The 15,016-nt window shown below is 48.6% G+C and carries 12 protein-coding genes; 6 read left to right on the plus strand and 6 right to left on the minus strand.

From position 1 onward, the window contains the following. From GX117_01460 to GX117_01475, 4 genes are all read left to right on the plus strand, one after another. A partial coding sequence (locus GX117_01460; protein NLO32012.1) for an aldo/keto reductase occupies positions 1–434 on the plus strand: 434 nt, incomplete at its 5' end. Positions 435–438: 4 nt separating this feature from the next. Next, positions 439–1,434, plus strand: coding sequence for a glycosyltransferase family 2 protein (locus GX117_01465; GenBank protein ID NLO32013.1), 996 nt, complete (start codon positions 439–441; stop codon positions 1,432–1,434). 46 nt (positions 1,435–1,480) lie between these two features. Beyond that, positions 1,481–1,972 (plus strand): thioredoxin-dependent thiol peroxidase, encoded by a 492-nt coding sequence (gene bcp / locus GX117_01470; protein NLO32014.1) that lies wholly within the window; start codon positions 1,481–1,483, stop codon positions 1,970–1,972. A gap of 66 nt (positions 1,973–2,038) precedes the next feature. Continuing rightward, the gene (locus tag GX117_01475; protein ID NLO32015.1) at positions 2,039–3,826 is read left to right on the plus strand and encodes a Na+:solute symporter; all 1,788 of its coding nucleotides are present in this window, start codon (positions 2,039–2,041) and stop codon (positions 3,824–3,826) included. Between the two features lie 69 nt (positions 3,827–3,895). Here GX117_01475 and GX117_01480 read toward each other — a convergent pair whose 3' ends face one another. Further along, entirely contained in the window at positions 3,896–4,597 is a 702-nt protein-coding gene (locus GX117_01480) for a protein-L-isoaspartate(D-aspartate) O-methyltransferase (GenBank protein NLO32016.1), read from the minus strand. A 402-nt stretch (positions 4,598–4,999) separates the two neighbouring features. Here GX117_01480 and GX117_01485 point away from each other — a divergent pair, with 402 nt between their 5' ends. Both GX117_01485 and GX117_01490 read left to right on the plus strand, forming a co-directional pair. Then, on the plus strand, positions 5,000–7,726 hold the full coding sequence (locus GX117_01485; GenBank protein NLO32017.1) for a pyruvate, phosphate dikinase: 2,727 nt from the start codon (positions 5,000–5,002) through the stop codon (positions 7,724–7,726). Between the two features lie 304 nt (positions 7,727–8,030). Next, positions 8,031–9,080, plus strand: a complete 1,050-nt coding sequence (locus GX117_01490) for a hypothetical protein (GenBank protein NLO32018.1) — start codon at positions 8,031–8,033, stop codon at positions 9,078–9,080. 185 nt (positions 9,081–9,265) lie between these two features. On the opposite strand, the gene secD is transcribed toward GX117_01490, so the two are convergent. The 5 genes from secD to GX117_01515 all read right to left on the minus strand — a co-directional run. Next, positions 9,266–11,962, minus strand: a complete 2,697-nt coding sequence (gene secD / locus GX117_01495) for a protein translocase subunit SecD (GenBank protein ID NLO32019.1) — start codon at positions 11,960–11,962, stop codon at positions 9,266–9,268. 68 nt (positions 11,963–12,030) lie between these two features. Further along, entirely contained in the window at positions 12,031–12,369 is a 339-nt protein-coding gene (gene yajC, locus GX117_01500) for a preprotein translocase subunit YajC (GenBank protein ID NLO32020.1), read from the minus strand. Positions 12,370–12,447: 78 nt separating this feature from the next. Continuing rightward, a complete protein-coding gene (gene tgt, locus GX117_01505) occupies positions 12,448–13,575 on the minus strand; it encodes a tRNA guanosine(34) transglycosylase Tgt (GenBank protein ID NLO32021.1) in 1,128 nt (375 codons plus the stop codon). 116 nt (positions 13,576–13,691) lie between these two features. Then, positions 13,692–14,252: a M23 family metallopeptidase gene (locus GX117_01510; protein ID NLO32022.1), complete on the minus strand. Its 561-nt coding sequence runs from the start codon at positions 14,250–14,252 to the stop codon at positions 13,692–13,694. A 179-nt stretch (positions 14,253–14,431) separates the two neighbouring features. Further along, positions 14,432–15,016 (minus strand): metallophosphoesterase family protein (locus GX117_01515; protein ID NLO32023.1); only part of this gene is annotated, 585 nt, incomplete at its 5' end.

Genomic DNA, 15,016 nt, shown 5'->3' on the forward strand with positions numbered 1-15,016 from the left:
ATTTAGGCGAATTGGTCTATATGCCCCTCATGCAAGGATTGTTGTCAGGCCGCTATAAGGATCTCGATGATATCCCCATGCTGCGACGGAGAACGCGCCATTTTTCTGCATTACGGGATGGCACGCGCCACGGAGAGGGAGGCCATGAAAGTATTCTCCAAGATACGCTAGACGAAATAATGGACTTTTCTGAAGCTATTAATATCCCCATGTCTGTGGTCAGTTTATGCTGGGTAATGGCGCAGCCGGGCATTAGTTCGGTGATTATCGGCGCCCGTAAAACACAACAATTGTTGGCTAATTTGAAAGCGGCGAATCTGAATATAGGCCCCGCTGCCATCGCTCAGTTAAATGAATATTCTTTCCGGTTAAAATGTGTCATGGACAAGAATTGTGACATGTGGGAGTCCGACGAAAATTCTAGAATACAATAAGCAGATGATCCAAAACATTACATTTGTTATTCCCGTTTATAATGAAGAAGCGACCCTTGTCTTATTGCAGCAAGGGATTATGGAGAATGTCGGGGAACACCCTTACCGTGTACTGTTCATTGACGACGGAAGCACAGATCGGTCTTGGGAAATCCTGTGCGACCTGCGCAAGCAACATGACATGGTGGACATCATTCGGCTGCGACGCAATTTTGGAAAGACCAATGCTTTGGCAGCGGGATTTTCGCTTGCGAAAGGTGATGTCATTATCACCATGGATGCGGATCTGCAAGATGATCCCAAAGAAATACCTGCCCTTCTGGCAAAGATTAATGAGGGTTATGATGTCGTATGCGGTTGGAAAAAGAAACGCTATGATCCTTGGCATAAACGGATCCCGTCTCGCCTCTACAATGGCTGGATTTCATATACCTTTAAACTTCCTCTTCACGACATCAACAGCGGCTTCAAGGCGATTCGGCAGGAAGTGGCGGAGCAGTTACCGCTGTGGAGTGATATGCACCGGCTGATCCCGGTCTTTGCCGCGAATTTAGGCTATAAAGTAACGGAAATTCCGGTGCGGCATCATCCGCGCAAACATGGCCAATCAAAGTACGGCATCGAAAGATTTTTTCGCGGCGCTATGGATGCCATCACCGCGACCTTTCTGACACGGTACGGCGATGCACCGGGTCAATACTTTGGGCGCATGATGCTCTTTTACAGCTCCCTTGTAATATTTTCATTGATCGTCGCCGTTATTTCCGGACTGGTCGTTCCACTGCTCTACAGCAGTGCGCCCCACAATGAACAACTGGCGCTGACAGCAATCGTTTTGATGCTGATTTTGGTGGGTCTTATTATTGTCAGCATTGGCGCACTGGGATTGGGATTGGGGCTACTCGGCGAGCTGTTGCTCCGGTATCTTCCCGCTCCGGATCCCAAACGCGGTATTGCTGAAATGTATTTTGGAGAGAAACAAACTGAAGGTTTAGAATAAAGACCATTAACTGTAAACCGATTTAACGTTTAGGAGTATGTATTACATGGCAAACGCAAAAGAAAATCATCCCTTGACCGGAAAAAAAGCCCCGGCCTTTACACTGAGCTCCGGCGAAGAGACTAGCGTCAAACTTTCTGAATTCAAAGGGAAAAACGTGGTTCTCTATTTCTATCCCAAAGACAATACACCGGGCTGCACACGGGAAGCAAAAGAGTTTAGTGATCTGCAAGCCGAATTTGAAGCGCTCAACACCGTGGTGCTTGGCGTAAGTCCCGACAGCATAACTTCCCATTGTAAGTTCACTGAGAAGCATGAGCTGACCGTTATGCTCCTTTCCGATCCTGACCATAAAATCGCTGAAAAATACGGTGCCTGGGGCGAAAAGACTATGTGCGGAAGAACCTATATGGGCATCATAAGAAGCACCTTTTTCATCGACAGCAAAGGTACCGTCCGCCAAGCTTGGACCTCGGTAAAAGCGGCGGGACACGCGGCTGCCGTACTTAAACAAGTGCGCGAATTCACAGCGGCATAATCGCAAAAACCATTATTGTCGAAGTCGATGTAGCGGCGAATTGTATCTGCCATAAGGAGACTGAGCATGTTGTTAACACCTATTGACTGGGGAATTGTCTTTTTGTTTTTTGTGGTCTCCTTAGTTGTAGGCTTGCTTGTCACTAAAAAAGCCGGTTCCAGTACGGCAGAATATTTTGTCGCCGGACGCAGCATGCCGTGGTGGCTGCTGGGCGTGTCCATGGTCGCCACCACCTTTTCAACGGATACGCCGAATCTTGTGACCAATATTGTGCGCAAAAACGGCGTGTCGGGAAACTGGGTGTGGTGGGCCTTTCTATTGACCGGCATGCTCACGGTTTTTGTGTACGCCCGTTTATGGCGTCGCTCGAATCTGCTTACCGATCTCGAATTTTATGAATTGCGGTATAGTGGTCGCTCAGCCGCTTTTTTAAGGGGCTTTCGCGCCATCTACTTGGGCGTATTTTTTAATATCATTGTTATGGCGTCTGTGTCCCTTGCCGCCATAAAAATCGGAAGTGTGCTTCTGCAATTGACGCCCCTTCAAACCATTCTCATTGCCTGCACAATCACCGTTATTTACAGTACACTCGGCGGGTTGCGCGGCGTTCTCTACACCGATTTATTTCAATTTTGCATGGCAATGGTCGGTGCTGTAGGGGCGGCAATCGTCGCTTTACGCCACCCGGCCGTAGGCGGATTGACCAACCTCTTGTCCCATCCTGAAGTACGCGATAAATTGGCTTTCTTTCCGGATTTCCTAGCCAAAGACCAGCGGCAAATGGTTATTGCTGTATTTCTCATGCCCATTATGGTCCATTGGTGGAGTGTGTGGTATCCCGGATCAGAACCGGGCGGCGGCAGCTATATAGCACAACGTATGCTCGCAGCAAAAGATGAAAAACATGCCTTGGGCTCCGTATTCTTTTTTAATGCAGCACACTATGCTTTGCGCCCGTGGCCGTGGATTATTGTCGCCTTGTGTTCTCTGGCGGTCTTCCCCAACCTTGACGCATTGCGTGAGGCATTTCCCCATGCCGCGTCGGTCGTGAATGATGATCTCGGCTATCCCGCCGTGCTCACTTTTTTACCTGCCGGATTGTTGGGATTGGTCGTAGCCTCTTTGATCGCCGCCTACATGTCCACCATTTCAACCCACCTCAACTGGGGTGCCTCCTATTTAGTAAACGATTTCTATGCGCGCTTCCTGCGCCCCAAAAGCAGCGAAAAAGAATTGATTCATGTGGGACGAATCGTTACTGTTTTACTGATGATTTTTGCCGGAGCTTTGGCGCTGGTTATGGAAAGTGCCCTCGACAATTTTAATATCATTCTGATGGTAGGAGCCGGTACAGGCTTGAGCTTTATTTTGCGGTGGTTCTGGTGGCGTATTAATGCCGCAAGCGAAATTACAGCGATGACCGTGTCTTTCATCATTGCCATCTATTTCCGCTTTGTTCATACCAGGATAGGACTCACGCCCGTCGAGGATTGGATGCAGTTGTTAATGAGCATCGGGATTACAACCGTTGCTTGGTTACTCATGACCTATCTCACGCGCCCCGTCGATGAAGAGACCTTGTGTAACTTTTACAAACATATTCGACCCGGCGGGCCGGGCTGGAAGAAAATAAACGTTTTGATTGACGACAAAGAATGTAGTACTTCCGGCCGGCAGTTACCCCAGGGAATCCTCTGTATGATATTGGGATGCATCGCTATTTACGCTGCTCTCTTTGCAACGGGTTACTTTATTTACGGGCGATATATCTTGGGAACGACGCTGGGACTGCTGTCTATTATCTGTTCTGTGGCGCTTACCTTTAGTTGGAAACGGCTTATCACGGAAAACTAAATGACCCGTCTCTGAGTTCATAAAGCTGGGAAAGCTATAGCTTGGATGCTGTGTTCCGCCGATGGAAAATCAGAAGGGACTCTTCCAACCCTCTTGACCTACTAAGGGGACAAAGCGGCACGTCATCCCTCTATCCCGTATATATTCTCCGCCTTTTTTGGTGACAGTTATAAGCGTTTGTAAGCGCTCATCGCCCACAGGAATGACCAAGCGCCCCCCTTCCGCCAGCTGATCCTGCAATGCAACGGGTATGGATGGCGCGCCGGCAGTTACCAAGATCCCATCATAGTCCCCTGCCTCGGGAAAGCCTACGCTGCCATCCCCCACAACAATCTGAATATTGTCATACCCCAGCTGCAATAATCGTTCCCGCGCTTGTTCCGCCAATGCAGCATGTCGCTCAATGCTGATAACGCGTGCGGCAAGACGCGCCAATATGGCGGTCTGGTAGCCTGATCCGGTACCAATCTCTAATACCACTGCCCGCGGATTGAGCTGCAGCAATTCTGTCATGGCAGCAACCATATAGGGCTGGGAAATGGTTTGACCACAATCAATTATAAGGGGATGATCCGCGTAAGATTCTGCGGATTTTTCGAGTGAGACGAAGCGGTGTCTTGGTGTCACGGTCATAGCCTCCAGAACGCGCTCATCTTTTATACCTCTTTCAATGAGTTGTTCCTTCACCATGAGACGCCGCTTTTCAGCAAAAGCAGTTTCTGTCTTTTCATCAAAATAAATATCTTGGGAAGCTGATTCTTTTGGATTCATTTTTCTAAGACACCTTATTCTAAACCTATCAACATCAACCTGATAGATCGATTATTTTTCGCATAAATTTAAATTTGATGGGAGATGCCGCGCCGCGCTCCGTTGACAGCTTTGTCCATACAAATCACAATCAACGCTCTGACCGCAAGGGATATCACTGTTTTGTCGGCCAAAACTTCATTCCATCTTCAAGGGGTAAATATACATTATAAGCAGGTTTTTCAGGATCATTTGCTTATACGCTCTACGTTATTGTATACTAAGACTGTTTCCTCGTGGAAACAATCCTGTCCTGTGTACCCCTTCCATTGGAATCTCTGATTCCACTGCATGCTCATGTCGTTCATGAATAGAGAATAAGGGGAATGTATCAACTTTTCAACAGAAGGAGAATCTGGTTCTATGGCGAAAAAGAACGTGTACTTCTTTGGCGGTGGCAAAGCAGATGGCGATGCCGAAATGAAGAATTTATTGGGCGGTAAGGGCGCCAACCTTGCCGAGATGGCAAATTTAGGCATTCCGGTGCCTGCTGGTTTCACAATCACCACCGAAGTATGCACTGACTATTATAAAAATAATGGTAACCTCCCCGACGCGCTCGAAGAAGAGGTTAAAAGTGCCCTCGCCCAAGTCGAAGCGGTTATGAACAAGAAATATGGCGATAAGGAAGATCCGCTGCTCCTTTCCGTGCGTTCCGGCGCACGCATGTCCATGCCCGGTATGATGGACACCGTCCTTAACCTTGGACTGTCTCAAGAAACGCTGCCCGGCTTGATCGCCAAAAGCGGAGACGCCCGTTTCGCCTATGACTCCTACCGACGTCTGATCATGATGTACGCTGATGTGGTCATGGAAAAAGCGGCCGATATCGAACCGGAAGACGGCGAAGGCATCCGTATTCAGCTTGAAGATGCCATGGAAGCCCTCAAACAAAAGAAGGGCGTTACCGAAGATACAGACCTGTGTGCCGATGATCTGAAAGGCCTTTGCGACGAATTTAAAGCCATTGTCAAAAAAGTTCTTGGCGCTGAATTCCCCGATGATCCGATGGAACAAATGTGGGGCGGCATCAAAGCCGTATTCCAATCTTGGAATGGAAAACGCGCCAAATCTTACCGTCGCATTGAAGGCATCCCCGAAGAATGGGGTACTGCAGTAAACGTGCAGGCCATGGTATATGGTAACCTCGGCTCCAATTCAGCAACCGGTGTTGCCTTTACCCGTGATCCTGCAACAGGAATCAACAATTTTTTTGGCGAGTGGCTGTTAAATGCGCAAGGTGAAGACGTGGTTGCCGGAATTCGCACCCCCTCTCCCTTAAACGAAGATACTAAAAACGAGAGCAACCAGCACCTGGCTTCCTTAGAGCAGGAATGGCCCGCCATCTATAAAGAACTTTATGATATTCGCAACGTACTTGAAGATCATTATAAAGACATGCAAGACGTAGAGTTCACCATTGAAAATGGCAAACTCTACATGCTGCAGACCCGTACCGGTAAACGGACGGGCACCGCTGCCGTACGTATGGCGGTGGAAATGGCAGAATCGGGACTGATTGATAAGAACACCGCCATTATGCGCGTAAAGCCTGAACAATTAGATGAACTGCTGCACCCCATGATTGACCCGGCAGCCGGCAAAGCCGCTTCCCATATTGCCAAGGGATTGCCCGCGGGCCCCGGCGGCGCAGTCGGCCAGGTAGTCTTTACCAGTGAAGCCGCCAACGAATGGGCAGCACAAGGTAAAAACGTTATTTTGGTTAGAAACGAAACCTCTCCCGAAGACGTGGAAGGAATGCGTTCTGCCGTAGCTATTTTGACCTCTATGGGCGGCATGACCTCCCACGCGGCACTTGTGGCACGCGGTTGGGGCAAATGCTGTATCGTTGGGTGTGCAGAGATACGGATTGATGCACGTACCAAACAATTTACCGTTGGCGATACCGTCGTGAAAGAAGGCGACTGGATTACACTCAATGGCTCCATTGGAAATGTGTACCTCGGCCAATTGCCGCTGCTCCCTGCGGATCCCGACCAAAACGAGTGGTACGCGAAGCTCATGACTTGGGCCGACGCAGTGCGCCAGATCAACGTACGCACCAATGCCGAAAGCCCGGAAGATGCGCAACAAGCGCTGAAATTTGGCGCAGAAGGCATCGGACTTGCCCGGACAGAACATATGTTCTTCGGTCATGAACGCATCATCTTTGTTCGCGAAATGATTGTGGCTGACAACGAAGCAGACCGCCGTAAAGCCGTCATGAAGCTTCTGGATTTCCAGAAAAACGACTTCATGGGCATCTTCAAAGAAATGGCCGGCAAACCGGTTACCATCCGTCTGCTGGATCCGCCCCTTCACGAGTTTGTGGGCAGCCTTGAAACGGACGAGAAAGAACTTGATGCCCTCGCGAAGCATTGCGGCCTTGATACCGCTACAGTCCTTAACCGCATCAAATCCTTGCACGAATTGAATCCCATGCTCGGTCACCGCGGATGCCGTCTCGGAATCGCGTATCCCGAAATTACGGAAATGCAAGTGCGTGCCATCATCGGCGCGGCGGTAGAACTTACCAAGGATGGAATCAAGGTTCTCCCTGAGATCATGGTTCCTCTCGTTGGAAGCAAAGCCGAACTGGTTCACCAACGTGAAATCATTGACCGCGTCGCCGACGAAGTCAAAAAAGAAGCCAAAGTCAAGGTGGACTACATGGTAGGCACCATGATTGAAGTTCCTCGGGCTGCACTCACGGCCGACGAAATTGCTGAAGCCGGTGAATTCTTCTCCTTTGGTACCAACGATCTGACCCAAATGGCTTTCGGTTTTTCGCGCGATGACATCGGTTCCTTCCTGCCGACCTATCTCGACCAAAATATCCTGCCCAACGATCCTTTTGAAGTCTTGGATCAGTCCGGTGTTGGCATTCTGGTTGAAATGGCGGTTAAGAAAGGCCGTTCGACCAAAGCGGATCTTAAATGCGGTATTTGCGGTGAACACGGCGGCGAACCGTCTTCCGTGAAATTCTGTCACCGTGCCGGATTGGACTACGTCAGCTGCAGTCCTTTCCGCGTTCCTATCGCGCGCTTCGCTGCGGCACAGGCTGCTATCGAAACGCCTCGGAAAAAATAATACGCCGCTCTAAATAAGCGAATCTAAACCTGATTGTTAATAGCCTTGGTTCATCCTCACCATGAACCAAGGCTTTTTTGTGTCTATGGCTCCTTATGGATCTTCCCTCTCCTAATTAAAAGCTATCGATTTAGGCGATTTACGGTCGAGCAATAAACGTTTGGAAATGTAAACTCACTATTACAATAAAAACCTGCGCCTACTTTGATCTGGATTTTTTCCGACTATTCTGAAATAATAGGTGTGGATATTGGTTCTTTATCGTAAATGAAACAAAGCGGAGACAGCCAATGAGGAGGACGAAATGAATGACGAAAACAAAAAAACGGACATGTCGAATCAGGCGGGAAGTCAAGGACAGGAAGAACCCCCTATTGAAGTCATTAAAAAATACCTACGCATCTTTGCCGCAGAGCTAAAGCGCGGTTTTGTGGCGGATCAAGAGGAAACAGGATTCAAGCGACATGGCAGCCGTTTTCTCAATCTCTGGAAAAGCAGAATTACCGGTAAAGTGACGATGATAATGGGCGTTCTTATTTTGCTAATCCTCGTATCAGGGCGGGCAGAGGGTAAGAAACAACAAGAAGCAAGGGAAGCAAGAATAGCAGTGGTTGATGAACTAAAGCATGATACCAATGAAACTATCGCCCATCTAGCCAGAGAACAAGTGTCAGATTCTATGCAACCCGAGCTTTCCGCCAGCCATGACGTGGGAAAAGAGACTACTTCTACACGAGCAAAAACCACTTCCGACAGTGACAGTTCAAAAGAATCCGATTCTACACGAGCAAAAACTTCTTCAAAACATAAGGGACTAACGATCAAAGGTTTTTATATTGGTATGAGCATTGACGAGGCGCAAAATAATTTATCGCGCCTCGTTGACGATTCGTGGACGATCGCGGATATAGAAACTTCAGACCAAGGCTATTTGGTTTTAAAAGCCCACGCAGAGGTTACAGATGACATTAACCCTTTGCTTCTGTTTTCTTTACCCGCATCGGCTCACCTTCCCGGTATGGTCTCTGTTTATGCCAATTCTAAAACGCGGGAAGTCATTGAAGTTTACATGAATGGAAAAGCGGTAAACTATCTTTTTAATGTGTACGATATGAACGCGCCTGAATTTGTTCAGGGCGTAGTAGATAATTACAAGATTCCATCGATGACCTTAGGCGTTAAAGAACCGAACCCTATCGTTGAAATGTTTTTTGACGACGTTCCATTTTTCGACACTACACCTACCCAGTACTGGCAATATAAAGAAGCTTCCGGAACGCACTTGATAATAACAGAAGACAAAGATTTAACGATGAAAAAAATTGCAAGCAGCACCGAAAGAAAGTTTGATTAAGACCGAATAGTTTTCCGACCATAGCCGCAGTGTAATCAACCTAAGCGCCTTACAAAACTATCTTTTGTCTTACTTAGTTTTTTGCGGAGCAGCATTTGTTATTGCTGACCACAGACAAGCCTAAAAAAAGAGCCCTTCGTGAAGAAGGGCTCTACGTTATAGATCATACTTTGGTGGGCGCAGATTTATGCGCGTGCACCTTTTTTACGGGGGCGCTGTTGAGCCCCTGAAGCTTCGGAAACTGTCTTGTCTTTTGCGTCTACTTTTCTCTTGAAAACAACGCCGGAATCACCGCTTTTAGGCTGGATCACATAAACCAGGGCGCTGGCGATAAAGACGGAGGAATAGGTACCGAAGACGATACCGACGAGGAGGATGAAGGCAAAGTCGTGAATGGCACTGCCGCCAAAGAAATAGAGTACGACAACCACAAAGAGGGTGGTTAACGAGGTTAGCAGTGTTCTGCTCAAGGTTGCATTAATGGCGCCGTTTAGGATGTCTATAAATTTCATCCCTTGTCCACGGCGTGCTTCCTGATCTTCCCTAATTCTGTCGTAAATGACGATGGTGTCATTGATCGAGTAACCGAGGATTGTCAGCAACCCGGCGATGACATTCATGGAAATCAAACCACCGGCTAGGGCAAAGAGCCCTACCGCAACCAGCATGTCATGGAGCAAGGCAACCACGCCGCCAATACTGTGTCTGAAGTCAAAGCGTATCCACATATAAATAAACATTGCGAGGAGCGCCCAGAAAACAGCATTGAGGGCATCCCAACGCAATTGTGCGCCAACGGCAGGCCCCACAGTTTGTTCACTTTCCAGGCTCACGGCTTCAGCAGTACCGGCTTCGGTCAAAGGTGCCAGCGCTGTCCTGATTCGATCGGCAACGGTCTGGAGGGGAGCGCCCTCTCCTTCGTCGGCATGTTCGACCCGTGTAACATCTCCAACACGAATGATGAATATGTTGTGTATGTCTTCAGCTTCATCCGCACTTTCCTGTACAACGGGATTATTGAATTCAGCGGAAGTCAGTGCCTGACGAACATAGCCGACAGAAACAGGGTTTTCATTTTCTATGTGGAGAATAAGATTGGTTCCCTGTTGGAAGTCGACACCGAAATTATCCATGCCCCGATACGCAAACATGCCAATGCCTGCAAGAATGACAAGACCGCTAAAAATAAAGGCGAAGAAGCGCATCTGCAGGAAGGGTATTTTCGTTTTTTCGGGCACAATGCTGTGCATTTTAATGACTTTAAAAAGTCTCTTTTCAAGGGCGAAATCAAAAAGGGCACGGCCAATAATCAATGCGGTAAATACATTGGTAAAAATACCAACGCTCAGCGTGATCGCAAAGCCGGCTACAGGACCCGTGCCAAATTGCATCAAGATAATGGCGGCAATAAGGGTTGTTAAGTTCGAATCAATAATAGTGACTGCCGCTCTCTTAAAACCGCTTTCAATGGAAGCCGCCATTGTGTGGCCGCGCTTCAACTCTTCACGGATACGTTCAAAGATAAGTACGTTGCCGTCCACTGCCATACCCATGGTAAGGATGAGTCCTGCAATACCGGGCAGCGTCAAGGTCATGCCAAAATAGGCCATGGCAGCGATAATCATCAAGGCATTGAGGGCAAGGCAAATGCAAGCAATCACGCCGGCGCCCCAATAATAAGCCATCATAAAGAGGACGACCACGGTGATACCTGCCAGGGAGGCAATCACGCCGCTACGCACCGTATCAGCACCCAAGCTGGCGCTCACGGTCCGTGTGAATTCCTCGCGAACGGGTACGACCATGGAACCGGAGTTCAGCGCAATGGCAAGGTCATTTGCCTCTTCGGGTTCGAAACTGCCTGTGATCTGTCCACGGCCGCCGGCGATGCGGTCTTGAATCGTCGGGGCAGACACGACTACATTGTCAAGTACAATCGCCATGGGCTTGCCGATATTTTGGCCGGTAGCTTCAGCAAAGCTCGCGGCACCGGCAGCATTGAAGGAGAAAAGAATTTGCCAGTAGGGAGGATTACTCTGATCTTGAATGGCGCTTGCCGAGGTTAATCCCGTACCACTGGTAATCGGCTCTTTATCAATAACGTATAGTTGGTAATCTTGGTTTCTGTCGTAAGGTTTGGGTTTTTGGCTAAAAACGACGAGCTTATCTTCAGGGATAATGTCCTTCTCGGCCGCTTGGGCCAAGACGCGTTGCACACGGTTGTAATTTTCTTGGGTAACAGACAGCATGTCAGGATGAAGGGAAGAAACCTTTACATATGGGAGGAATTCTTCGGGGAAGCCGTTTCGGATTGCCTCAAAAACGGGGCGCGCCTGATCGGGTCCCGTCACAATATGAAAGTTCATTTGTGCGGTCTTCGTGATCAGGTTTTTAGCGCGCTGCACATCTTTTTCACCGGGCAATTGAACCTGAATTTGATTATCGCCCAAGGTCTGTACAATGGGTTCTTTCGCTTCAAAGTCGTTAATACGCCGCGTGATTTGCTCCAGCACAATGCGTTGAATTTCTTTTTTAATATCGGCATCGCCGTAGCCGCGTGACTTATACTCGTCCACGACCTCCTTCGATAGGTTATCAACATCAAAGCCGATAACCATATGAATACCGCCCTGCAAGTCCAATCCGAGATTAATGACTTTGCTGCGGTCGCACTGCGCCCATCGTTTGGCGCTGACAAACACCTCTTCCCAATAGCCTGTCCGGCGGCGTGCGAGTTCATCATCTTCCGCCTGCCATTGCGCCAACCGTTCGGTACGAGATTCTTCGGAAAGAAGCATCCAGCCGATGGTCGGGTATACATTAATAAAGGCAAGTACAATGACTGCCCAGATAAAAAGAGTTCTATACAAGTGTTTAGACATGAGTAACTCCACCATCCCCGGTGTTGGGGTAACTTGGTTTCACCGCTCCATGCGGCTCTTTGGAAAAATCAGGATTTGTTTTCTTTTTGAAGTACTTGTGCAATAGCGCCGCGTACAAATTCCATGGTTACATTGTCATCTACGCGCAAAACGACGCGATCTTCGGTAAGACCAACAACAGTACCGCAAACGCCACCGGTCGTTACGACATTGTCGCCTTTGCCCAAGGCAGACAACATGTTTTTCCGTTCCCGTTCACGCTTTTGCTGGGGCCGAATCATGAGAAAATACATGATCGCAAAAAAAGCGACGATCATCGGCAACATTCCGGTAAGCGGGTTGCCCGGTGAAGTACTTTCTGCTCCGCCTTCACTTCCATTCGCAGCCAATAGCTGCGCCTGCATCATACAATAATACCACACAAGCCATTCTCCTAAGGGTTATAAATTGGAATGTACGTGTTTACGCGGGAATCCTCGCAGCCATTAAAGCGCCTTGTTGTACAGATATCGTTGGAGAAAAGTCCTCTTAAAGGTACTGAAGGAGCCTTTACGTATGGCATCACGCACACGGGAAGTTAATTGTATCATAAAGAAAAGGTTATGTAAAGTATTGAGACGTAAGGCGAGGATTTCTCCGGCGCGGAAAAGATGGTGGATATAGGCTCGGGAATAGACGCGGCATGCCGGGCAGCCGCAGCCCTCTTCTATCGGGTTCGGATCACCGGCAAAGCGTGCGTTTTTTATGTTGATACGCCCGTCCAACGTAAATAGTGCGCCATGGCGTGCATTACGTGTCGGCATGACACAATCGAACATATCCACACCCAGTTCAATAGCATGCAATAAATCTTCGGGAGCGCCCACGCCCATAAGATAACGGGGTTTTTCAACGGGCAGCTCAGAGGTAGTCCAAGCTACGGCAGCCATCATTTCTTCCTTCGTTTCGCCCACACTGACGCCGCCGATGGCATATCCAGGGAAAGACAGGGCGGTCAGGGCTTGTGCGCTTTCCTTGCGTAACGATTCATGAACGCCTCCTTGAACAATAGCAAAGAGACTTTGCCTTTCGCAGGTAGCCATCTTCTCCCAATGTACTTTGCAGCGGCGCGCCCAACGCTCTGTTAATGCCATGGAGCGGGATGCGCGATCATAAGAAGCCGGATATTCCGTGCATTCATCGAGACACATAATAATGTCGGCACCAATGCTGCGCTGTATGTCCATCGCTTTTTCGGGTGTGAAGAAATGACGGGATCCGTCAACAGCGCTCCGAAACATGACTCCTTCCTCGCTCACCTTGTTGAGCGCGGCAAGACTGAAAATCTGAAACCCGCCGGAATCCGTTAGGACAGGACGAGGCCATTGCATAAACTGGTGGATTCCTCCGAATTTATCAAATACCGCTGTACCCGGCCGCAAATAAAGATGGTAGGTATTGCCCAACAAAATTGGAACATCCAATTCCATCAATTCGCGACTGTCCAAAGACTTCACGGAGGCTTGGGTCCCTACCGGCATAAATACCGGTGTATTCACCTTGCCATGAGGAAGCTGCAACACCCCCACTCGTGCCTGAGTCGTTGCATCCTTTTCTGTAATAGAAAATTCCATAAAATCCTGGTATCCGATTCGTACAACATTATACGTAAGGCTTTTTTATTTCGCGGCCGGAGTCAGCCTTCCGAAGCGCACCGACTGTCACAGCCCCCACTCATTTAAAAGCAACATCAAGGGAAAAAGGATTCCGGGTTCACGCGATCTCCGTCTTTGCGTACTTCATAATGAAGATGAGATCCTGTGGCATTTCCCGTTGCGCCAACCAGCCCTATTTGCGTCCCTCGTTTCACAGAAACCCCTTGTGCCGTCAAGATTTTATCCAGATGGGCGTAGACCGTTTCATAACCATTGCAATGATCAATGATCACCATTTTGCCGTATTTACTTTGGATTCCGCAAAAACTGGTCGTACCTTCTGCCGCTGCTACCACAGGTGTACCATGCTGTACTGAAATATCAACACCTTTATGAACCCGGTCTTTACCGCGTCTTTCTCCAAAACAGGATGAAATTCTTGCAGTCGGACATTGCACCGGACACAAGGACGGAATATCCTCCTTTTTCTTTTCTACCACATCAACAGGCTTTGGAACTTCAGGGGGAATGTATAAAGGCGGACTGTGGCGCACACAACCAGTAAAGGAAGCGGCTATTACTATAATCACAGCCCCCATGAAGAGAACTAAAGGTTTCGCACATTCAAAGAAAGCGTTACGCCGGTGGATCATCATGATTCTTTTGACTCTTTACCTCCCTTGTCAGCGGCCTATGCCTATCACAAGCCAAGGCATCATGAGCCCTCTTAAGGCAAACTCCTGACAAATGATTTTGAAGCGCTCTTCCTACTATGTCCGTCATCCCTAGAAGAGCGTCTTTTCAGTGTTAACATGTTTGTTAAAGGCGTGCCGCGTCAATCCTGCTTAGGAAGCTGTTCGACTTTTTCGCCCGTTCTCAGGCGCAGCCATGTCTTAAATGCACGTTCCCCTTCGACTAGTTCGATCACCCGTGCGCCGCGGGAGAAGCCTTCTTTACCATAGGTTCCATAGCCGGAACCGCGACCATAAGCAAGATAAATTCCCTCCAACTCGCCAATATAATCATTCGTATGGTCGTGGCCACAAAAAACACCCATTACATCGCCCATCTCGACCATGACATCGAATAATCCGGAATTCACCGGGGAATTACAAACGTCCTCTTGTTTCACACCAATGGATTTCCCTGACTCCCAGACTTGATTGTATTCAGGAAGCGGAATGTGGAAGAAAGCCAAGGCCGGTAACGCAGTCCCGCCATTGGCTTCACGGAGACGCGTCGATTCGTTGCGATACCATTCTACCTGTGCGGGTTGGATATGATTGTACTTGCTTTCGCCCTGATAAGTCATATAGGAAAGGGAGTCAATATAGTATAAAAGTGCTGCCGGTTTTGCCGCGTCTTTGGAAGAGGCAACAGATAAAATATAATTGCTGACGCCATCAAGATCTTTAGGATC

The sequence above is a fragment of the Candidatus Hydrogenedentota bacterium genome (genome assembly GCA_012523015.1).
Lineage (GTDB): Bacteria > Hydrogenedentota > Hydrogenedentia > Hydrogenedentales > CAITNO01 > JAAYBJ01.